The 22,002-nt window shown below is 47.5% G+C and carries 16 protein-coding genes and 2 tRNA genes; 12 read left to right on the forward strand and 6 right to left on the reverse strand.

All coding sequences use genetic code 11. The features are described from left to right. Window positions 1-82: 82 nt before the first annotated feature. The 4 genes from OIK42_RS08190 to OIK42_RS08205 form a co-directional block, all read right to left on the reverse strand. Entirely contained in the window at window positions 83-478 is a 396-nt protein-coding gene (locus OIK42_RS08190; protein ID WP_273639655.1) for a DUF3718 domain-containing protein, read from the reverse strand. Between the two features lie 221 nt (window positions 479-699). Further along, window positions 700-1,623 (reverse strand): LysR family transcriptional regulator, encoded by a 924-nt coding sequence (locus tag OIK42_RS08195; protein WP_273639656.1) that lies wholly within the window; start codon window positions 1,621-1,623, stop codon window positions 700-702. A 179-nt stretch (window positions 1,624-1,802) separates the two neighbouring features. Further along, window positions 1,803-1,931 carry an entericidin A/B family lipoprotein gene (locus OIK42_RS08200; RefSeq protein WP_273641451.1) on the reverse strand — a complete coding sequence of 43 codons (129 nt, stop codon included), beginning with the start codon at window positions 1,929-1,931 and terminating at the stop codon, window positions 1,803-1,805. A 45-nt stretch (window positions 1,932-1,976) separates the two neighbouring features. After that, on the reverse strand, window positions 1,977-2,954 hold the full coding sequence (locus OIK42_RS08205) for a mechanosensitive ion channel family protein (RefSeq protein WP_273639657.1): 978 nt from the start codon (window positions 2,952-2,954) through the stop codon (window positions 1,977-1,979). A 361-nt stretch (window positions 2,955-3,315) separates the two neighbouring features. Between OIK42_RS08205 and OIK42_RS08210 the strand changes: the two genes are divergently transcribed. From OIK42_RS08210 to OIK42_RS08220, 3 genes are all read left to right on the forward strand, one after another. Next, window positions 3,316-3,624, forward strand: a complete 309-nt coding sequence (locus tag OIK42_RS08210; protein ID WP_273639658.1) for a 4a-hydroxytetrahydrobiopterin dehydratase — start codon at window positions 3,316-3,318, stop codon at window positions 3,622-3,624. A gap of 191 nt (window positions 3,625-3,815) precedes the next feature. After that, a tRNA-Met gene (locus OIK42_RS08215) sits at window positions 3,816-3,892 on the forward strand. 93 nt (window positions 3,893-3,985) lie between these two features. Next, window positions 3,986-4,062, forward strand: a tRNA-Met gene (locus OIK42_RS08220). Window positions 4,063-4,197: 135 nt separating this feature from the next. Here OIK42_RS08220 and OIK42_RS08225 read toward each other — a convergent pair. Beyond that, window positions 4,198-6,315 carry a TonB-dependent receptor gene (locus OIK42_RS08225; protein ID WP_273639660.1) on the reverse strand — a complete coding sequence of 706 codons (2,118 nt, stop codon included), beginning with the start codon at window positions 6,313-6,315 and terminating at the stop codon, window positions 4,198-4,200. Between the two features lie 89 nt (window positions 6,316-6,404). After that, complete coding sequence (locus OIK42_RS08230; RefSeq protein ID WP_273639661.1) at window positions 6,405-7,481, reverse strand: PepSY-associated TM helix domain-containing protein; 1,077 nt, start codon at window positions 7,479-7,481, stop codon at window positions 6,405-6,407. Window positions 7,482-7,938: 457 nt separating this feature from the next. Here OIK42_RS08230 and OIK42_RS08235 point away from each other — a divergent pair, with 457 nt between their 5' ends. The 9 genes from OIK42_RS08235 (at window position 7,939) to OIK42_RS08275 (ending at window position 21,945) form a co-directional block, all read left to right on the forward strand. Further along, entirely contained in the window at window positions 7,939-11,235 is a 3,297-nt protein-coding gene (locus tag OIK42_RS08235; protein WP_273639662.1) for an MHYT domain-containing protein, read from the forward strand. Between the two features lies 1 nt (window position 11,236). Then, entirely contained in the window at window positions 11,237-12,229 is a 993-nt protein-coding gene (locus OIK42_RS08240) for a response regulator (RefSeq protein WP_273639663.1), read from the forward strand. A gap of 320 nt (window positions 12,230-12,549) precedes the next feature. Further along, on the forward strand, window positions 12,550-13,008 hold the full coding sequence (gene rimP, locus OIK42_RS08245; protein WP_273639664.1) for a ribosome maturation factor RimP: 459 nt from the start codon (window positions 12,550-12,552) through the stop codon (window positions 13,006-13,008). 48 nt (window positions 13,009-13,056) lie between these two features. Next, complete coding sequence (gene nusA / locus OIK42_RS08250) at window positions 13,057-14,550, forward strand: transcription termination factor NusA (protein WP_273639665.1); 1,494 nt, start codon at window positions 13,057-13,059, stop codon at window positions 14,548-14,550. A gap of 24 nt (window positions 14,551-14,574) precedes the next feature. Then, a complete protein-coding gene (gene infB / locus OIK42_RS08255) occupies window positions 14,575-17,184 on the forward strand; it encodes a translation initiation factor IF-2 (RefSeq protein WP_273639666.1) in 2,610 nt (869 codons plus the stop codon). Between the two features lie 96 nt (window positions 17,185-17,280). Further along, window positions 17,281-17,679: a 30S ribosome-binding factor RbfA gene (gene rbfA / locus OIK42_RS08260; RefSeq protein WP_273639667.1), complete on the forward strand. Its 399-nt coding sequence runs from the start codon at window positions 17,281-17,283 to the stop codon at window positions 17,677-17,679. Between the two features lie 6 nt (window positions 17,680-17,685). Next, on the forward strand, window positions 17,686-18,663 hold the full coding sequence (gene truB / locus OIK42_RS08265; RefSeq protein WP_273639668.1) for a tRNA pseudouridine(55) synthase TruB: 978 nt from the start codon (window positions 17,686-17,688) through the stop codon (window positions 18,661-18,663). 98 nt (window positions 18,664-18,761) lie between these two features. Next, window positions 18,762-19,031, forward strand: a complete 270-nt coding sequence (gene rpsO / locus OIK42_RS08270; RefSeq protein ID WP_273639669.1) for a 30S ribosomal protein S15 — start codon at window positions 18,762-18,764, stop codon at window positions 19,029-19,031. Between the two features lie 202 nt (window positions 19,032-19,233). Beyond that, entirely contained in the window at window positions 19,234-21,945 is a 2,712-nt protein-coding gene (locus OIK42_RS08275; protein WP_273639670.1) for a CHASE domain-containing hybrid sensor histidine kinase/response regulator family protein, read from the forward strand. Window positions 21,946-22,002 lie beyond the last annotated feature (57 nt).

Below are 22,002 nucleotides of genomic sequence, written 5' to 3' on the forward strand. Positions count from 1 at the left end.
CCTTCTTAACGCAGGGGACTGCTATCTCCCTGCAACCATGTTGAACTTGTACATGGCAATCATGAAATTGTGTCGTAAAGGCCTATAGGCGGCCCTGTAATTCCTTAGCGACGGCGTGATCCTGGTGGCCGTTTTCGTTTATCCAGGCCTGCAGTGTTTTACCATCTTTTTCCGGCTCGCTTAAATCACGGCTCGGCATTTTCTTTACCAGCAGCGTGCCAACTTCCACGGCATTATTCTCAATAGCGGTTCTGATAAGGCTCTGGCCATTGCAAGAAATACCCGTGTAATAGTCACGCAACTTTAAGCGGTAATCCGACTCCACAGAACGCATTTTTTTGCGTAATTCGCCCTTGTCATCAGCACTCACAATGGTGCAGATATTAGCCAGGGCTTCTTCAACATTGGCATACGCGGTGCCGCTTACAGCAGTCAGAGCGGTAATAGCAAACAAAGAGGTTTTAACGATTTTCAACATGGTTAGCTCCTTCAAATATTTGGCAGTACGTTTAGGACAATCGTTTCGTTTGTTTTGACCAAGTGATTAAAGCTCGTGAGCCAAAATAATTAAATTACCAAGCTGATACCTGGTTATGGTTTTAAATACCATTGACGGTAGTTAACTAATTACTTTTCTAAAAAAAAGACTATTTATTAATAAGTTGCGGTGGAATTGCTACGCGTGCCTACGTTACCGTCTCAGGCGCGCTTTGACTCAGCAGTACTCGCTCTGAAGGACTGGGAGATAAACAATAATTGTTCTCTTATCCAGCGGTGCGCTGGATCTTCATTGGCACTGACATGCCAGTAGAGGTAGTAATTGAGTGGTTGCATGGCGAAGGGCAATTCACTGACGGCCAAATCGTAGTGTTTGGCCAGGTGAAAAGGCAGACAGGCGAGCAAGTCGGTTTTTACCAATACGCTGGGAATGGTTAAAAAATGGTGGCTTTGCATAACAATTCGACGTTGTTGACCAAGGCGGGCCAGTTCGATATCAAGTTCACAAGGCTCCCCCTGACGTGGCGTCACATTGATATGGCTATGGCTAAGAAAGCTTTGTAAGGTCAGCGGTGAATCAAATGCAGGATGGCCGGGACGGCCAACTACCACCAAACGGTCTTCCGCAATAATGTGTTTTACCAGATACGGATCGGTGAGTGGGTTACTGTCGGTGTAGAAATCCAATTGACCGCTGGCCAGCGCGTTGACGACGTTTTTTTTATCGACATCATAATTATTGATGGCAATAGACGGTGCCTGACCACTGATACTGGCAATCAGGCGGGGAAGTATGCTGGCCTCAATTAAATCCCGACAGGCAAACTGGAAGGTTTTCTCGGCCGTTGCCGGGTTAAACTCGCGGCTCTGTAAAACGCTGTTTCGTAGTAAGTCCAATGCTTGTCTGGCAGGCCCGATGAGGTTTTGTGCTACTGGCGTCGGCGTCATTATATGGCCCGTTCTGACAAAAAGCGGATCGTTAAGCAGGTCGCGCAAGCGCGCCAGGGAATTGCTCACTGCAGGTTGAGTAATACATAAAATATCTGCCGCGCGGGTTAAATTACCAGCGGTGTAAATGGCATCGAAAACGGCGAAAAGGTTTAGATCTATTCGATTAAGATTCATTAAGTAGCGGCCCTCAACCTGTTGAGTAGCTGCTATTATCAAGGATACTGATGGGAAATCAATATTTCTATTAAGCTAGCTTATTGTTGTGATACCAATACGACTCGGCCTTACAGCGAGCCTGCGCTTCTCCTTCACTTATATTAACAGGCCGGTAAAATACCGGCCTGTATTAAAGGTTAATTTGACGCGTCTTGTGCTGCGTCCTCAATGCCTTCGCCGGCAGACTGAACATCTTCACCAAGACCTTCAACGGTTGCGCAGCCGCCCAGAATACTCAGTGTGGCAAATGTGCTGATCAACAGCATTTGGCGTAGTTTTCGACTTATCATCATCTTTCTCCTGTGGTGTAGTTAACGGTTGGATGGTTCATCGGCTGAACCAGTGTCGTCATGCTCCGAATGATTAGCAGACTCAGTTGAGCCTTCAGCGGTGCGCGACGAGCCTTTGAGCATGGTATTTAATTTCTCGCCGCCTTTGGCGCCAAAATCCAACGTTCGGATAGGGAACGGGATCAGGATATCGGCGTCTTTAAGTGCCTTATTGATGGCCACAATGGCGTTGTGCCGTGCCGTCATAAAGCCCGGCTCGCCGGGGTATTCGATCCAAAACCAAACCAGCAGGTTAATGCTGCTATCGCCAAACGAAGAAGCAAACACGCCAGTGTCGTCTTTGTCGATAACAAACTCCAGTTCCTTTATGGCCTTTGTGAGCACCTCGGCGGCTACCTGCGGATCGTCTGCATAAGAAATGCCCACCGGCACTTCAATGCGTCGTTTACGGTTCACGCTGTAGTTGGTCAGAATATTTCTAAACAGTATTTTGTTGGGAATAATCTCGCGCTGACCGAAAAACGTCATGACATTGGTGTTACGCAGATTTATTGACTCTACTTTACCAAATACACTTTCCGCCTCTATAACATCGCCAATTTGGAAGGGTTTGCGGATGCCCATGGCAATGCCAGCGATTAAATTCTCGGTCATATCCTGAAAGGCAAAACCAATTGCCAGACCGATAATACCCGCACCAGCCAGTAACGATGTTACGGTGCCGCGCAGGCCTACAAAATCCAGAGCAATAAAAATGCCGACTGTTGCAACGGCGACTTTACTGATGGAGGTCAGCAGGTCAACAATTTGTTTCGAATCAAAGGTTCGGCCGAGCAAGCGTTTGGCGATGTTACCAATGACTTTAGCGGCGATACCAAATGCAATGGCAATGCAAATGGCAACAGCTATATTAGGCAGGTGTTTAATGCTGGCTTCGAGCCAGGTCACTAGCTTTTCGTTTATGAGTTGCCAGAAAGTATCGATTTGTAGTGGTTTCATAAGGTGTTGTGTGCCCCGGTATTACATGCCAGCCACGCAATGGCTGACGCTTTAAAATTGTTGTGTGTTCGCTGCTTAGTGATTCGTCGCGATAATTTCACCAGCAGTTGCAATAATCTCACCAGTACCTATTCATTTTAAGTGTCTGATATTTTTGATAAATATTTTTATTTTATAATTTGGGAGGATTTGATTGGTAAATATTTACCTGATTAAAGTAAAAATTTACGCAGTAACAAAGGCCAGGGGCTTATTGGGTTGCAACCTTTGTTTACAGTATTGCCGGAAAGTTAATCCATCGTAGCTTTCAGCCGTACACAATATAACGTAAGGTCAACGCTACATACCAAAGGAGGTCACTATGGCTGTAAAATTAAATGATGCCGAAATCGCAGAGCAACTTGATGGATTAAACGTGAGTGCCGATAAGAGCAGTCACTGGCGCCTCGACGGTGATGCCATTACCCGAACATTCGAGTTTAAAAACTTTATCAGCGCGTTTGGGTGGATGTCGCAAATGGCGATATGGGCAGAGAAGCTGACTCATCATCCCGAATGGTTTAATGTTTATAATAAAGTAGAAGTTAAACTTACCACCCACGATGTAGACGGTCTGAGTGAGTTGGATTTTAAACTGGCGCAAAAGATGAACCGACATTTCGCCGGTTAACGCCTGATCAAAAGCGATGGTGTCGTACGATAAATGGTCGTAATGGTGAGTGTTTGACCGCTTAGTCAAAAAAATGAAACAATTCATCAAAGAGCGCTTGCCAAGACACTTTCCCTATGTATAATACGCACCACTTGAGCAGCAGCATTGGTACAACGTACTTGTCTTTGCAGCACTCAAACCAGTTCAGTCGCGGGATGGAGCAGTCTGGTAGCTCGTCGGGCTCATAACCCGAAGGTCGTAGGTTCAAATCCTGCTCCCGCAACCACATTAAAAATGGTGTTCTCATGGAACAGTATTTTTCAAAAGAATTGTTCTTCAGCACAATTCGAATTTAAGCTGAAAAAACAAACGAAACAGACGCGGGATGGAGCAGTCTGGTAGCTCGTCGGGCTCATAACCCGAAGGTCGTAGGTTCAAATCCTGCTCCCGCAACCACATTTAAGGCCTCGATTACTCGAGGCCTTTTTTGTTGCTGGGTAATTTCATTTTTGCTGATTATCTTTTTCTGGCTACCACGGCTCCCCAAACAAGTAGGGAAGTGCCTTGCGTAGCACAAGGCACCTTTTATTATCAGAACTGATAAGTCACGCCCAGATTAGCCGTGGTACCAAGCCCTTTAATGTTATATCCACCGTAGGTATAAGACTGGGCGCGCGCGGGGTAATAATCACTGTTGAATAAGTTTTCAATGCCCATGAAGGCATTCCAATTGTCTGCAAACTGATATTGTCCGCTGAGATTGACAATGTTGTAACTTGAGATGGGGCCTTGATCACCCACGTAGTCACCTTCGCTGTTAGGTTCAAAGCGCTTACGATTGCCAACATAGAGATAGCTTACCGTCAACGACAGGGTGTCCATTGGCTTCCAATTCAGATTGGCCGTCGCTTTGGGGGGACTAATCTGGCGCGAGCCTAAATAAATGTCTGCTTCGGTGTTTTTTCCTTCAACATAGCTGTAGGTTGCCAGCAAGGATAAAGAAGGCGAAAACTGATAGTCGACTAACCCTTCGTAGCCCCAAATTTCTTGTGGTGCCCGCACAGGCTCATACACACCGGTGACCTCGTTGAAACTATTGGAGGTACCTAGCTCTGATGTGCTTCTGTAAGCCGCAACCTCAAAACGAACTTTCTCAAACGTTGAGTTAAAGCCGATTTCATAATTATCAATGATTGACGCTTCAGTCTGAATAAGGCCGATATCTGTCACCGTAGCCGCGCGTAACAAACGCCCAATATCAGCAATGTCAGACCCTTGTGAATAGTTTATGAATGGACTGAATTTATCACTGAAGTTGTATTTAAACGCTAAGTTATAGGTCGTCGCATCATAGTCAATGGTATCGCCTTTAACCTCGACGGGTACCGAACACTGGGTAGCAGAGCGACAAACTTTTAACGTTTCATAATCATCCACAGTGAGATCAATGTTTTCCTTTCTCACGCCTGCCTTGACAATAAAATCGTCACTGATTACCCACTTGGTTTGTAAAAAGCCAGCGAGGCTTTGCATATCCATTTCGGGCACCCAAATACGCCCATCGACTAAGGGTTGCGAGGTGATGTCGTTCAGGGCGTCGATACCATAAATAAAGGTCGCTTCTATGTTGTCAAAGTCGACAGCCGTATTAAAAGTGGCACGCGCGCCTTTTTTCTCTGATCGAATGATAGATTGTCCACCGCTATAACCCTCGTCCGGATTTGCCAAATTAGGTGAAAAGAAAAACACGTTTTCGATATCCTGAGCATAAACATCCAGTGTCATGCCGCTATTTGCAAAAATATTACTGTCAGAGTACTTAAGGGTAATATTTTCATTGCCGTCCGGACCCTGGGGCTTCCCCTGTTTTTGCAATGCTTCTGGCACATGAATGGCAAACGTTTTTTGCCCTTCGTTGATATCGCCGACTACGTCACCCAGGTCGGTCTTTTGCTGAGAACTAAAAAAGTTATAGCTGAATTGTAAACGCTTTTCCTCATCAATCTCATAGCCAAGTTTAGTGAAGTAGTTTTCGGTTACGGTGTCAGACAGGCCATACTGCAGGCCCAGAATATCTCCCTCAGCATCGCGCTGAACGCCGTTCTCTTCGTAGCTGGCGGTGACTAAGTAATCAATGTTACCGACTTTGCCGTTGACCCCGGCGGAGAATCGCGCGCCGGCGGACTCTTGCAGCTTTACTGCACTGAAACGGGACGACAAACTCACTTGTCCTGCATGCTCCCCCTGCGTCGAGGCTTGCTTAGTAATGTAGTTTATGATGCCGCCTGAGGCTCCATTCCCATATACCGATGTTGCGCCTTTAATTACTTCGATACGCGCCAGGGCACTGGGATCAATGGTTTTCACGCCGAGTGAGCCGTTTCTAAGCGGCGTAGATTGCGGTACACCGTCGATCATCACCAGGGGAGCTCTGCCTCGTAATGATTGTCCTGTGTTACTTGAACTTCCCGTATCAGGAGCAAGTCCTGGCACAACCTGAGCAAGCAGACTCTGTAGTTCAGGGTTGACCATTAAATGTTCTTCAATTTGCTTTTGAGAGATAACAGTAATCGAGGTGGGCACTTCGTCAATGCTTTCTATAACACGGCTTCCGGAGACGATAATGCGTTCAATGCCTGGGTCAGATTCACTTGCAACAACACAACTGCTAACGGCCAATGCGACCAGTGAAAGGGAAGGTTTAAACATGATACTCCTAAAAAGAAAAAGTTAGCTAAAGGTGGCGGGTATACTAAAGATAGGAAATGACAATGTAAAGCTAATGATAATTATTATCATTAGCGTTTGGATTTTGTGCGCTTTAACCAGAAGTAAATGCCAGAAGCGGCGAAAAAACACGGTAGCAGTGCAATCACAAACCACAGTAGCTGGATAACAGGACCTGCAAAGTCGCCAATGTGAAACTTGTATTTAAAGTGCCATACCTGCGTCGTAAAATTTGCTTTTGAAGCGTCATAATACCCTGTGACACGGCCGGAGTAAGGATCTGCCCATACCCAGCTGTACGCATGGGATTCTCCTGGGTTTTGCATTCTAAAACCCAGATGATCACCGGCTTTTTGCGGGAGATAGATACGAAATAGTGTCGCGGCGGGAAACACGTTCATCGCATGTGCGAAAGCAATGTCTACTTCTGGCGGCTCTGGTTGCGCTGTCGCTGTCAATGGGGCTGGAACTGGCCTTGTTTCAATCTCAGAAAAAGTAATGGTTTCAACCACTTTTTGCGTAGCGTCTTGCCAGTTGAAAGCTATACCGGCAAAGGTAATCATGATTAAAGGTACCATCATATAAACCCCAACGACGGTGTGCAGTTGATAAACAAGAATACGAAACTTGGCGCGGGGGTTTATCGCTAATCGCTTGATTCTTTTTTTCGGTTTAACCCACAGATAAAAGCCAATTAAGATCTCTACAATAAATGCGAGCGCACAGATGGAAACCCAGTTTCTCAGAGGCTTTTGATTATCGCTATCTTGATACAGCAGCCAGCGATGCAAGGACATGGTGAATCCGTACAGCGTAGAATAATAGTCATATTGATGCAGTATTTCAGAGGTATAAGGGTCAACACTGACATACTGGTTATTAGCCAGTTTTAATTGCCAGGCCAATGTCGAGTCTGACTCTGGCATCAGCAGTTCTACGCGTTGTTGAGTTTGCCTTTCAACGCGGGAAATAACGTCTGAAAAGGACAGGGGTGCAGATTGGGATTGGACCTGCCACTTGTCTGGCTGTAAAAATGTCTGAAGATCTTTGGCGTAGACTAAAATGGCACCAGACACGCTCATACATACGATGAACAGTCCAAACAATAATGCCAGCCAGAGATGTAACTGTCGTAACCACCGCTTCAAAATAATGCCTTTTTTCTGGTTAAATGCGAATAATATCTATTTACATTTGAAGGTCAACCTTAAATAAGGACTAATAATTTAGGCGTAATAGATAAAACTCTTATTTGCCATATACTTAGCATTAAGTTCACAAATGGTGAATGTACAGGGTCAGGCTAGACCCAAATACTATGACGGTCTCCCCGATGGAGTCTCTGTGGCTGTAAATGCCATTATTGGTCGCTTATATGTGCGAACTGGTCTTATCCCATCGGTTAGGACCAAGTATAAACTCGATTTTTGAAGTCGATTCTTTATAATTGCCTAATGACTTAAAATAACACACAAGATGGCTCATGAGTTGATGGTTGCGTTTGCATCCAGTTCAGGCTTGGATAGGGTAAGTTGTTGTTAGGATAATAGTGGCTGGCATCTGGCATAGAGGCTGAGTTAGCGCTGTACTTGAAGGCCCCGGATAATGCGGTCGTTCCTTGATTTGTTTGCAATACCCAATACATCACTGTTAATTGTTGGTGAGTATAGTCTGCCGCTGGTTTTCCTCTCGGTTTCTATCGCCGTTTTTGCTTCTTTTATGGGCTTTCAGGTTGCCTCACAGGCAGCCACCGCGCGAACCCGCCACAATCGTTATAGCTTAATTGGCGTAGGCGCATTTGCACATGGCAGCGGCATTTGGTCGATGCATTTTGTTGGTATGCTGGCCTTTGAGTTGTGCACGCCTGTATCTTACGACTGGCAGATCACCTTTCTCTCTATGATCCCCAGTGTCGCCTCGGCATGGATCGCGCTTAGTTTAATGGCGCAGCAGCGCAACAATTACAGACAAATAATACTCGGAGGTGTGCTGGTTGGCACCGGTATTGGTGTTATGCACTACACCGGCATGGCGGCCATGGACATGGCCCCGTTGCTGCGTTATGACCTTTATTTCTTCGGGCTTTCCATCGTGGTCGCAATCGTGTTGGCCATGCTGTCTTTGTGGGTTCGCCACGGACTCAGGTGGCTCATCAGTTCAGAACTTCACACCAATATATTGTCAGGTCTGGTGATGGGCTGTGCAATTTCGGGCATGCATTACACCGGTATGTCTGCAGCGCGCTTCGTGCAGCCGCCGGGCCTTGAATTGAGCACGCAACCGTCAGAAATGTCACTGTACCTGGCTGCCTGTGTCACTTTCATTTCAACGGTCATGATTGTTCTGGTGTTGGGTATTAGTCTGCTGGTTAAGTACCGAAAAGCATCCAGCGAAGCCAAAGCGGCGCAACTGCGCATGACCAGTTTGATGGAGTCGGCGGTTGAGGGCATCATTACCCTTGACTCCAAAGGCATCATTCGCACCGTCAATAAAGCCGTAACAAAAATACTTGGCTGGCAACGTGACGAGGTGGTCGGTAAGTCCCTGGTGCATTTTTTACCACAAGAACGCCGGCGCTTTTTTACGCCACAATTTTTTGAGAGCGCCATGGAGCCTGAGGGAATTAAACTACTCGGACACAGCCGTGACGGAGAAGCTTACAATAGTCACGGTCAACTGGTACCGCTGCGCACCAGTTTGTCGCATACTAAAGTCGCCGGTGAGTCGCTGTACATTTTGTTTATCGCGGACATTAGCGAACGCATCGCGATGGAAAAAACCATCAGAGAAAACGAACTTAAGTTTCGCTCCCTCATAGCAAATATTCCCGGTATCGCCTATCGTTGCCTAAATCAGGATGATTGGCCTATGGTCTTCATTAGTGATGCGGTTGAAAGCATTACCGGTTACGCGGCAGAGGAGTTCCTGTTACCCAACCCGACAGTGAGCTTTACCGATTTGTTTTACCCGGATGATCTGCCGGTTATCGAAAACGCGGTGGCTGAGCAGCGTGAATACAATATGGAGTATCGTATTTACGATAAGCAGGGCAACTTGCTTTGGGTGCGAGAGCATGGTCGGTTTATTCGCGACGAGGATGACAATATTCTCTGGCTGGACGGTTTTATCATGGATATTACCGACCGCCGTAAAATGGAAGACGATTTGGTGCTCGCCAAAAACGCGGCCGAACAAGCTGCTGACGCTCGCGCTGCGTTTGTGGCAAATATGAGTCACGAAATCCGCACGCCAATGAACTCGGTTATTGGTTTTAGCGATATTTTGCTCGATACGCCGCTCAATACTGAGCAACATAAATACCTGTCAACCATCAACCGTTCTGCCCGTTCTTTATTGCATTTGCTGAATGATATTCTTGATAGCGCAAAGCTCGATAAGGGCAAGCTTGAGCTCGACGCGACCGATTTTATATTGAGTGAAGAAGTCGACACGGTGATTTCAACATTCTGGCTGGAGGCGAAACGCAAAGGTTTAGCCCTGCAGGTTGAATTAGATAGTCAACTGGCCGGCGGCTATACCGGCTCGCCTGAAAGGATCAGGCAGGTGTTGAGTAACCTTATTGGCAATGCGGTGAAATTCACCGAATCCGGAAGCGTACGCGTGCACATCGTGCCGGTGGGCGCAGGGCAGGTAGAGTTTACGATAGAAGATACCGGCATTGGCATGACCGGGGAACAATGCGCAACCGTGTTCGATCCCTTTGCCCAGGCCGACGCCTCAATGTCGCGCCGATTTGGCGGTACAGGCCTTGGCACAACCATTAGTAAACAACTGGTCGAACTGATGGGCGGCACTATCAGTGTTAAAAGTCAGCCAGCAAAAGGTACGCAGTTTACCTTCAGGTTGCCGTTGACACCCATTGATAATGTTAAGCACCTTAAAACCAACAAGGCGATACAACTGCCACCGCTGCGTATTCTTATTGTTGACGATATCGAACAAAATATTGAATTGCTTAATTTATTGCTACATCGCGCAGGCCATCAGGTTGCCACTGCCAGAGACGGTCAGCAGGCGCTCGATGCCATGACGCAGCAGGATTTTGATGTGGTATTGATGGATTTACAAATGCCTGTGATGGATGGGCTCTCTGCGGCTCGAAAACGTCGCGAGTATGAACGCAGACACGGTTTGAAGGCACTGCCGATCATTGCGTTAACGGCCAGTGTATTAGCGCAGGACAAAAAATCAGCCACTGCCGCCGGTATGGAAGGTTTTGCCAACAAGCCCATCGACTTTCCGGTACTTTGTCATGAAATAGCCCGCGTACTGGGCATTCACGGGAGTGCACTGACGGCGCGGCACGAGCGCGCAGAAGACGTGCTCATAGACTGGTCGCGTGGCGAGAGCTTATGGGGCAGTAAGCATAAGTTAAGCAAAGAAATTCATCGTTTCGTTGACGATTTTCGCGCCGCTGAACGCAGTTTTGTTAGGTTAAATGAGAATGAAGATTTTGCCGGGCTTAACGCGCTTGCCCATCGTTTTAAAGGCGTTGCGGGCAACCTCGGGCTGATTCAAATTATGCGCAGGCTAAGACAAATTGAAATAAACTGCGCAGACAGGCTGAGCGCAACGCCGTTGATAACCGACTTGTTTGCATTGTTGCCAGCAGTGCAAGATGCGCTCAGTGAGCAGCAGCAAACTGAATTAATGCACTATATCAACGTAGACTCCAAACGCTTGCGAGAGCTGCTTGAAAACATATTAGTGTCGGTAAATAATAACCGTATCAACCAGGATGAACTCGATGCGCTGGCTGTATTTACCCAGAGTCACTACGCCGAGCCGGTACAAACCATACTCGATGCAATCGAAGATTTTGAGTTTGAACAGGCTGTCGCAGCCCTTAGCAAGCTTATAAATGAGTTAAGTGATAACTAACATGCAGACACTAGCGCCGAAACCCACACTGTTAATCGTTGACGATGAGTCGGCCAATCTACGGGTGCTTAAGCATATTCTCCATGATGACTATGTGCTGGCGTTTGCGAAAAGCGGCCCGGAGGCGTTAAGAGTTGCCGAGGCACAGCTACCGGATTTGATTTTGCTCGATGTGATGATGCCTGGCATGACCGGTTTTGATGTGTGTGAAAAGCTTAAAGCAAATGCGATTACCCGCGCCATTCCGGTGATTTTTGTTACCGCCCTGAGTGAAGACAACGATGAAGCGCAAGGTTTTGCCGTGGGCGCGGTTGACTACATTGCCAAGCCAATATCACCAGCCGTAGTGAGAGCCCGGGTTAATACGCACATTTCGTTAGTGCGAGCGGATGAATTAAAACGTACACGTTTACAGGTTGTGCAGCGGCTGGGAAGGGCGGCTGAATATAAAGACAACGAAACCGGCATGCACGTACTGCGCATGAGTCACTTTTCGAAGGTGCTGGCCCTGGCCTACGGATTTAATGAAGAGCAGGCCGAAACCCTGCTGCATGCAGCCCCCATGCACGATATCGGCAAAATTGGTATTCCGGACCACATCATGCTTAAACCGGGCAAACTCACCACTGAAGAATTTGACGTTATGAAAACCCATCCGCTCATTGGCGCTGAAATTCTCGGTGAGGCCGACTCTGAATTGCTGCGGATAGCCAAGTCGGTAGCATTAACTCACCATGAAAAATGGGATGGCAGTGGATATCCCAAAGGTTTAAGCGGCACCGATATTCCAGTGGAAGGCAGAATTGTTGCGGTGGCCGATGTATTTGACGCGCTGACCAGTAAACGGCCCTATAAAGAGGCCTGGACGGTTGAAAAGACCCTGGCGTTAATGAAGAGTGAAAGCGGCAAGCACTTTGAGCCTCGCTTAATCGAATTACTCGAGGAAAATCTCCCGCAGATCCTGGATATCAAGGAACGTTGGAAAGAAGATTAAATAATCGTGACAAATAGCCTGTTATGCGCTTTGCCGGTTGCTATATAAATCGTCACACAGTATACTACGCAGCAGTTTTTGGCTATCTGCCCTAGCTATTGCAGTATTATGCTTAGCAAATGCCGATGCCTTGCTGGTTATTTTTACTTTTGTTAAGTGTTAATAACCTTGCCTTATAGGGGCAGAAGGGACCGAATTTGATTGCCAAAAGCCCCGTTTCATCGGGGCTTTTTGTTAACTAGGTCTCACGCACAAGTGATACCGCATGTGGTATCAGTATATTGGGCATTATGCCCTTTTTTCGTTTTTGGAGGTTTGGATTGTCGAAGCTTGAGCAACGTTTAACCGAAATGTTGAATCCGGCGGTAGAAGCATTGGGATTTGAATTGCTGGGGGTGGAATTTGTCCGCGCCGGTAAGCATTCGATCCTACGGGTTTACATTGATCATGAAAATGGCATCAACGTAGATGATTGTGCAGATGTTAGTTCTCAGGTTAGTGCGGTTCTCGATGTCGAAGATCCAATCAATACTGAATACAACTTAGAAGTCTCGTCACCAGGTATGGACCGGCCGCTCTTTAAAGAGTCGCATTATGCCCTGGTGGTAGGCGAAACCGTCGCTGTCAGAATGGCATTGCCGTTGGATAACCGACGCAATTTCAAGGGGAAATTACTGGCGTGTGAAAATGGCACGTTAACAATCGAGGTCGATGGCGAGCAGTTCTCTCTGCCTGTCAGTGGTATCGAAAAAGGTAATTTAGTTCCAACATTCGAATAATACGGAAGAGATCTGCATGCTCAGCAGCATGCAACCAGTGAGGCAAAAATGAATAAAGAAATTTTGTTAGTGGCAGAAGCCGTTTCTAATGAAAAACAAGTGCCAAGAGAAAAGATTTTTGAGGCGTTAGAATTTGCCATTGCAAGTGCCACGAAAAAGAAAAACGAAGGCGAAATAGAAGTACGTGTCAGCATTAACCGCGAAACGGGTGATTTTGACACTTTCCGCCGTTGGTTGGTGATTCCTGATGATCAAGAACAAGAAAACCCGTTTGCGGAATTAACCATTTCGGCGGCACAAATTGATGAGCCGGATATTGCAGTGGGTGACTACGTAGAAGAACAGATTGAGTCAATCAAGTTTGACCGTATTACCACGCAAACGGCTAAGCAGGTCATTGTGCAAAAAGTGCGTGAAGCAGAACGTGCACAAATGGTCGCTGAGTATGAAGACCGGGTTGGTGAACTCGTCACCGGTACGGTTAAAAAAGTCAACCGCGATAACATTATTATTGATTTAGGTAACAACGCCGAGGGCGTTATTTATCGTGATGATATGCTACCGCGTGAAACTTTCCGTCCGGGTGATCGGGTGCGCGGATTACTTTATGTTATTCGTCCTGAAGCGCGCGGTGCGCAACTATTTGTTAGCCGTACACACCCAGAAATGCTGGTTGAGTTATTCCGCTTAGAAGTACCGGAAATTGCCGAAGAAACGCTGGAAATCAAGTCTGCGGCCCGCGATCCGGGTTCACGCGCTAAGATTGCGGTGAAGACTAACGACCGACGTTTAGATCCGGTTGGTGCTTGCGTTGGCATGCGTGGTTCACGGGTACAGGCCGTATCAGGTGAACTGGGCGGCGAAAGAGTCGATATTGTACTGTGGGATGAAAACCCGGCACAGTTTGTTATCAATGCAATGGCGCCTGCAGAGGTTGCTTCGATTGTTGTTGATGAAGACAGCCACACCATGGAAGTGGCAGTAGAAGCCGATAACCTGGCTCAGGCTATCGGTCGAAGCGGTCAAAATGTTCGTCTGGCAAGTCAGTTGACTGGCTGGGAACTGAATGTAATGACCATTGATGATTTGAACCAGAAACACCAGGCTGAAAACGAAAGAGTGCTGGCCGTGTTTGTTAACGGCTTAGACATTGATGAAGATTTTGCCTCAGTGTTGGTTGAAGAAGGCTTTACTTCACTTGAGGAAGTAGCCTACGTACCGGTCAGTGAGTTACTGGCCGTTGAAGGACTCGACGAAGACACCGTTGAAGAATTACGTAACCGCGCACGTGCAGCATTAACGACCCAGGCATTAGCCAATGAGGAGTCGCTTGAGAGCTCAGAACCTAAAGAAGAGTTGTTAAGCCTCGAAGGTATGGACAAGCACCTGGCATATGTTCTGGCAAGCAGAGGTATTATCGATTTAGAGTCGCTGGCTGAACAGGGCACCGATGATATCAGTGATATAGAAGGACTAGACGAAACCAAAGCCGGTGAATTCATTATGGCTGCACGTAATAAAGTCTGGTTCAACGAAGAATAAGGTCGACAAGGGGAAAAACGCGTAATGGCAGATGTATCCATTGAAAAACTCGCCAGTGATATCGGGACTAGCGTTGACCGGTTAGTGAGTCAGTTTAGTGATGCCGGCATTAAAAAAGCCGCCGGTGAAAATGTGACTGAAGATGAGAAACGCAAATTATTGGACCACCTGAGCAAACAGCACGGTGGTACAACCGGGGGTGAACCTACAAAAATGACGCTGCAGCGTAAAACGACCAGCACATTGAATTTAGGTAAATCCAAAGCAGTAAAAGTTGAAGTGCGTAAAAAGCGTACTTACGTTAAACGGACTGATATTGAAGAACAGCGTTTAGCTGAAGAAGAAGCAAAACGCCAGGCCGAAGAAGCTCGTATCAAACGTGAAGCTGAAGAGCGTGCCGCAGAAGAGGCGCGTAAAGCCGCTGAAGAAAAGGCCCGTAAAGCAGCCGAGTCGCGTAAAGCCGCTGAAGAAGAAAAAGCGCGTCGTGCCGAAAAAGCCAAACAAGAAGCCGCAGCGCGTCAGGAAGCAGAGTCTGAACTGACTGACGAAGAAAGAAAAGAGCAGGAAGCTGCACGTCAGGAAGAAGAACGTTTACGCAAGCAGCAGGAAGAAGAAGCGCAGCGCAAACTGGAAGAAGATGCTAAGAAAGCCGCTGAAGAAGCCCGTAAATTAGCGGAAGAAAACGAGCGTCGCTGGAAAGAAGAAGAAGAAAAACGCCGTAAAGCCGAAGCCGAAGAAGTGCACATGCACTCTAACCGCTACGCGCAGGAAGCCGAAGATATCGAAGATATGCAGGTTGAGCGTTCTTCACGACGTCGTAAGAAGCCGAAGAAAAACGCCAGCGAAAGCCTTAAGCAAGGCTTTAATAAGCCGGCAGCCCCGGTTGAACGGGTGGTTAAAATTGGCGAGACCATCACCGTAGGTGAATTGGCAAGCCGTTTGGCCATTAAGGTTCAGGAAGTCATTAAAGCTATGATGAAAATGGGTGAGATGGCAACCATTAATCAGGTGCTTGACCAGGATACCGCTGTGCTGGTGGTTGAAGAAATGGGTCATAAGTTTGAACTGGTTAACGATAACGCGTTGGAAGACGAGTTATTAGCAGATTCAGGCACCGGTGAAAAAACCGGCCGTGCACCTGTAGTAACCATCATGGGTCACGTTGACCATGGTAAAACCTCGCTGCTTGATTACATTCGTCGTGCCAAGGTTGCCGATGGCGAAGCCGGTGGTATTACCCAGCATATCGGTGCCTACAGCGTAGAAACCGACACTGGCAGAATTACCTTCCTGGATACGCCGGGACACGCCGCCTTTACCGCGATGCGTGCACGTGGTGCTACCGCAACGGATATCGTTGTATTAGTGGTTGCCGCCGACGATGGTGTGATGCCGCAAACCAAGGAAGCGGTGCAACACAGCCGCGCTGCGGGTGTGCCGTTGATCATTGCGGTTAACAAGATGGACAAAGAAAGTGCTGATCCGGATCGGGTTAAAACCGAACTGTCACAACTGGAAGTTATTTCAGAAGAGTGGGGCGGTGAGCACCAGTTCGTTAATGTTTCGGCGAAAACCGGTATGGGTGTGGATGAGCTGCTTGAAGCCATTTCATTGCAAGCCGAAGTGCTTGATTTGCAAGCCACGCCTAAAGGTCCTGGTCGCGGTATCGTTATCGAATCGCGTCTGGATAAAGGCCGTGGTCCGGTTGCTACAGTACTCGTGCAGGAAGGTGAGGTGAAAGCCGGTGATATCTTACTGTGCGGTGAAGAATACGGACGTGTTCGGGCAATGCGTGATGAAAATGGCCAGGATGTCAAACTGGCAGGTCCGTCAACGCCAGTGGAAGTACTTGGTCTGTCAGGTGTGCCTGTGGCCGGTGAAGACGCGCTGGTGGTGAAAGACGAACGTAAAGCCAGAGAAGCCGCTGGCAAACGTCATCAGAAGAAGCGTGAGCTTAAACTGGCACGTCAGCAAAAGGCTAAACTGGAAAACATGTTTGCCAACATGGAAGCCGGTGATGTGAGCGATTTGAATATCGTGCTTAAAGCCGACGTACAGGGTTCTGTTGAAGCCATCTCTGAGTCACTGACCAAACTGTCTACCAGTGAAGTAAAAGTGAACATCGTGGGTAGCGGAGTCGGCGGTATTACGGAAACTGATGCCAGTCTGGCAGCAGCGTCCAGCGCCATTGTGGTTGGCTTCAACGTGCGTGCCGATGCAACTGCGCGTCGCGTCATTGAGTCTGAAGAAATCGACCTACGCTACTACAGCGTTATTTACGACCTGATTGACGAAGTGAAAGCGGCTATGAGCGGTATGCTTGCCCCTGAATTCAAACAGGAAATCATGGGTCTTGCTGAAGTACGTGATGTCTTTAAGTCGCCTAAGATTGGCGCAATCGCCGGTTGTATGGTTACCGAAGGCATTGTGAAGCGTAGCAATCCAATCCGTGTACTGCGTGAAAACGTGGTTATTTACGAAGGTGAGTTAGAATCACTGCGTCGCTTTAAAGACGACGTACAGGAAGTTCGTAACGGTATGGAATGTGGTATCGGTGTTAAAAACTACAACGATGTAAAAGTGGGTGACCAAATCGAGGTCTTCCAAATTGTTGAAGTAAAACGCGAAATCTAATTAACATAGATTAAGTAAAGACGGCGGGGGCTTTGTAGCCCCCGCTTTTGTCTGTGCAGTTACCTGAAACAGGTAATAACAGAAAGGAGAGTAACTATGGCTCGGGAATTTTCTCGGACTGATCGGGTTGCCCAGCAAATCCACAAAGAAGTGGCCAGCTTGCTGCAAAATGAATATAAACACCGGGTGGGTGACATGCCGTTGCTGACCATTTCAGGTGTCGAAGTGTCACGGGATCTGGCGCATGCCAAGATTTTTGTCACTATTTACGATAACGACGAAACTGTCGCTAAAGCACAAATGAAACAACTGGCTGAATATGCTGGCTTTTTGCGAGGCTTACTGGCTAAACGCGTACGTATGCGAGCAGTACCGCAACTGCACTTTTTTGCCGATAATTCGATTACCGAAGGCATACGTATTTCTAACCTGGTCAGTGAAACCATTGCCCGTGACAAAGCGCGTACGAATAACACTGACGACGAACAGGAATAACAGATAATGGCTAGAAAGCGCAAAGGCCGTGCAGTTAACGGCATTGTGTTAATCGATAAACCGTTAGGTGGCTCGTCTAATCAAATCTTACAAAAAGTACGCTGGATATATCAGGCACAAAAAGCCGGTCATACCGGCGCCCTGGACCCGCTGGCGACGGGGATGCTTCCGGTCTGCTTAGGCGAAGCAACCAAGTTTTCCCAGTTCTTGCTCGATGCTGATAAAGAATATGAAGTGACTGCCCGGTTAGGTATTCGTACCACGACATCCGATGCCGACGGTGAAGTGGTGGCTGAGAAACCCGTAGAGGTCTCCGATACCGACGTACGTGAAGCCTGTTTGTCATTTTTGGGTGAGAGCAAGCAGATCCCGTCAATGTTTTCTGCATTAAAATATCAGGGCAAGCCGCTTTATTTTTATGCCCGCCAGGGCATAGAGGTACCGCGGGAAGCGCGTGATATTACGATTTTTGCGCTGGAAATTACCCGCATAGCGCTGCCCGATGTTGATATGCGCGTGCACTGTAGCAAGGGCACCTATATACGCTCACTGGTTGATGATATTGGTCAAAAGCTTGGGTGTGGTGCCTATGTTACGCGCTTACACCGAACCAAAGTAGCAGACTACCCAACCGCGAATATGATCAGTGTTGATGAGTTGGAAGCGATGGTTGATCCAGACCCTGAAAACCGTGAGTTTGCAGCAATTGATGGGTTACTGTTGCCGATGGATACCGCGGTAAAATCGCTACCCTGCGTGGACATTGATACAGCTGAAACCCACCGTTTTCAGCATGGTCAAAGTGTTACGCCACGCAGCACGGATGAGTTACAAGCCGGGCAAGTGTACCGGGTATATAACAGCGATGTTAGCCCGGCGCAGTTCTTAGGTGTCGGCGAGGGGCTTCGTGCACCGAAAGATCAAAAGCCGACGGGCGACCAGGTGTTTGTTGCACCGCGCCGCACAGTGGTCTATAACGATTAATAGTGCTTGCACCTTACATCAGGCTACGTATAATACGCCACTTAGTTTTGTCTGACTGAATTAGTGATCGGTCGGGCAGTTTAAATCAGGAGAAATATATGTCACTAACTAAAGAAGAAACCGCGAACATCGTTGCTGAATATGGTGTTAAAGAAGGTGATACTGGTTCACCACAAGTACAAGTTGCTTTGTTGACTCACAACATCAACAAGCTTCAGTCACACTTTTCAGCTAACAAGAAAGACCACCACTCGCGTCGTGGTTTGCTGCGTATGGTTAGCCAACGCCGTAAGCTGCTTGATTACCTTAAAGGTAAAGATGCACAAGGTTATCTTGATCTGATTAAGCGTCTTGGTCTGCGTCGTTAAGTCGCGATTGAGCACAAAAAAAGCGCCTTCAGGCGCTTTTTTTGTGTCCGGGAGAGTAATGTTTATGCTGCGTTAGTAGCATAAAGGTAATAATTAACTATACTCTAAGTTCAAAAAATACTGATAAACCTAACAATTATATTACTGGATTCACATTGTTAAATGCAGGCTGTTGGTGAATGTTAAAGAGCGCGCACAGTAAATGACCCATAAAAGTTCGTTAACGTCATCGTTGTTTCGTAACAGATATACAAAGTTGATCTGGCTTCCTTTGCTAACCATAGTTATCGGCTATTTTTTTGCCGCTCAGCACAGCGCCGGTTTTTTGAAAGCCCGTGACACCCAAATTGCGGAAACCCTGGATAACCGATTACAGCAAATCACAGAGGCGGTAAGGGAACGTGTTGGTCGCTATACCTTTGGTTTACTGAGTCTGCGCGGGGCGATATCAGCGTTTGATATCAATAATCTGCAGCATGCCAATATGAATGCATATGCGGTTAGTCAGAACTATGCTGTTAATTATCCGGGGGCGCGCGGATTTGGTTTTATCAGACGGGTTGAAGCCGACGACTTAGCTGAATTTCTGACCCGCGCAAGGGACGATCGCCCCGATGGTCAGTTTGAACTTAGAAGCTTAAGCCGTCACAACAACAGTAAATTTATTATTCAGTATATTATGCCTGAGTCGGCTAACCTGCAGGCTATTGGTTTAGACATTGGTTCTGAAGCAATGCGTCGGCGTTCGGCCGTCGCCGCTGCGACAACCAATTCAATTCAGTTAACAGCGCCCATTACCCTGGTGCAAGCAAATAAAAAGCCCTTGCAGGGCTTTTTGATACTGCAACCGGTTTACAACAGTTTGGCGGTTCCTGACAGCCCTGAGGAACGCATGGCGGCGTTGGTGGGCTGGACCTATGCACCATTGCTGATAGATGAGATTCTCTCTTCGGTGAGTGGTCTTAGGAACGATGTGTCGATAACGATTGTCGATAATACCGCTGCTGAGCCGATAACTTTTTTTGATAGACGCGATGAGTCGGTACTGGCAGATCTGCAAACAAACCAAAACCTTCAACTGTTCGGCCGAAACTGGCAAATACAACTTACGCCTAAACAGGCTTTTATCGATAACCTGAGACTGCCAGATAAGAACCAGGCCTTTAGTAATGCAATGGCGGTTGTTGTTAGCCTGGCGCTGATTATTTTAAGTTTACAGCTCCTGTGGAGTCGTCGGGCAGAAAATAAGCGTTACGAGCAGGAATTAGCACTGGCTAATCAGCGTGCGCTTGAGCTTAATAATGAACGCCTTGAAAATGAAGTTGCAGCCCGTACCCATGAGATAGCGCAAGCCAATATTTTGCAGCGTAGTATTTTAGAGGGCGCGGGCTATGCGCTGATTGCAACCGATACCGACGGCATTATTTCGGTATTTAACCCGGCAGCAGAGCGTTTGCTTGGCTATTCTGCCAGTGAAGTGGTGGGTAAAACCACACCAGCACCTTTTCATCTGCGCGCAGAGGTCGAGGCAGAAGCCAAGGCCTTGACTGAAGAGCTCGGGGTAGAGGTTACGCCCGGTTTTGAAGTATTTGTTGCCAGGGTAAAAGACGGCCAGACGATAACTAACGACTGGACTTACGTACGCAAAGACGGCTCACATGTACCTGTACGCCTGAGCGTAACCAGCTTACTTGACGACAGTTGCGTACAGTTTGGGTATCTTGGGATTGCTTTTGATCTCTCGGCGCAGCTAAGAAGGGAACGAGAGCTCTCTGATGCCAGAATTCAGGCCGAAAAAGCCAATGAAGCAAAGTCGAGTTTTCTGGCCAATATGAGTCACGAGATACGTACGCCGCTAAATGGTATTTACGGTACCTTACAATTGTTGCGTAAGGTGGTAAGTAACGAACAAGACCGTAACCTGCTCGACAATGCGACCTCTGCTACTCGTAATTTAAGTCGGATAATCAATGACATTCTTGATTTCTCCAAAATTGAAGCCGGTAAAATCAGTATAGAAGCCCATCCATTTGTCCTCTCAGAAATGCTCGAGACACTGCAAGCTGATCTGGCCATGATGCTGGCAGAAAAGCAGGTCTCGTTATCTGTTATCAACGAAGCAAGCGTGGATCACTGGGTGGGTGATGCGGTTCGGCTGCGTCAGGTACTGTTAAATATTGGTACTAACGCCATTAAATTTACTGAACAGGGAAGCGTAACGATTGTGGTGACGCAACCTACTGAAAGTGAGCTTTGCTTTGCCGTTAAGGATACCGGAGTTGGTATGTCCGGTTCGGCACTACAACGACTGTTTCAACGATTTGAACAAGCGGATTCATCAACGACCCGTAAGTACGGCGGCACTGGCCTTGGCCTGTCGATTACCCAGTCATTAGTAGAGTTGATGGGCGGTAAAATACATGTGCAAAGCCAACTTGAGCAAGGTTCGGAATTTACTATTACGCTGCCCATGGAGCCAGCGCAGCAAGGCGTCAATGAACCCGACGCTGCGAACGACACCACGGATAATCACGCTTCCTGCGATCTTGGCGGTCGTACTGTACTGGTGGCCGAAGACAACGACATCAACCGATTAGTACTTGAGGCTATGCTCGAAGAGACGAACTCAAAGGTGTTTTTTGTTGTGAACGGCAAGGAGGCGGTGGAGTTTGCTGGCAGTAAACGCCCGGATATCATTTTAATGGATATTCAAATGCCCGAGATGGACGGCATAGAAGCGTGTAAGCGCATTAAACAATTCGACCAACATGCACTGATTATTGCGGTCACAGCAAATGCCATGACCCATGATATCGAGCTTTATAATCAGGTGGGCTTTGACGATTACCTGTCTAAACCTATAGATATTAAACTCCTGTATGATCTGCTTAACCGTCACGTAGCAAGCCACTAGCAGCTAAGCAAACAGGCAGTGTCGCCTGTTGCAGTGCGGTAAAATCAACGTGCCTGG

The sequence above is a fragment of the Alteromonas gilva genome (assembly GCF_028595265.1).
Classification (GTDB): Bacteria; Pseudomonadota; Gammaproteobacteria; order Enterobacterales; family Alteromonadaceae; genus Alteromonas; species Alteromonas gilva.

Bases quoted from the DNA above. Each gene is read 5' to 3' on its own strand.
- rbfA (WP_273639667.1), top strand. From the start codon at position 17,281: ATGGCTCGGGAATTTTCTCGGACTGATCGGGTTGCCCAGCAAATCCAC.
- rpsO (WP_273639669.1), top strand. From the start codon at position 18,762: ATGTCACTAACTAAAGAAGAAACCGCGAACATCGTTGCTGAATATGGT.
- nusA (WP_273639665.1), top strand. From the start codon at position 13,057: ATGAATAAAGAAATTTTGTTAGTGGCAGAAGCCGTTTCTAATGAAAAA.
- truB (WP_273639668.1), top strand. From the start codon at position 17,686: ATGGCTAGAAAGCGCAAAGGCCGTGCAGTTAACGGCATTGTGTTAATC.
- OIK42_RS08275 (WP_273639670.1), top strand. From the start codon at position 19,234: ATGACCCATAAAAGTTCGTTAACGTCATCGTTGTTTCGTAACAGATAT.
- OIK42_RS08210 (WP_273639658.1), top strand. From the start codon at position 3,316: ATGGCTGTAAAATTAAATGATGCCGAAATCGCAGAGCAACTTGATGGA.
- OIK42_RS08195 (WP_273639656.1), bottom strand. From the start codon at position 1,623: ATGAATCTTAATCGAATAGATCTAAACCTTTTCGCCGTTTTCGATGCC.
- OIK42_RS08235 (WP_273639662.1), top strand. From the start codon at position 7,939: ATGCGGTCGTTCCTTGATTTGTTTGCAATACCCAATACATCACTGTTA.
- OIK42_RS08190 (WP_273639655.1), bottom strand. From the start codon at position 478: ATGTTGAAAATCGTTAAAACCTCTTTGTTTGCTATTACCGCTCTGACT.
- OIK42_RS08225 (WP_273639660.1), bottom strand. From the start codon at position 6,315: ATGTTTAAACCTTCCCTTTCACTGGTCGCATTGGCCGTTAGCAGTTGT.
- OIK42_RS08240 (WP_273639663.1), top strand. From the start codon at position 11,237: ATGCAGACACTAGCGCCGAAACCCACACTGTTAATCGTTGACGATGAG.
- infB (WP_273639666.1), top strand. From the start codon at position 14,575: ATGGCAGATGTATCCATTGAAAAACTCGCCAGTGATATCGGGACTAGC.
- OIK42_RS08200 (WP_273641451.1), bottom strand. From the start codon at position 1,931: ATGCTGTTGATCAGCACATTTGCCACACTGAGTATTCTGGGCGGCTGC.
- OIK42_RS08205 (WP_273639657.1), bottom strand. From the start codon at position 2,954: ATGAAACCACTACAAATCGATACTTTCTGGCAACTCATAAACGAAAAG.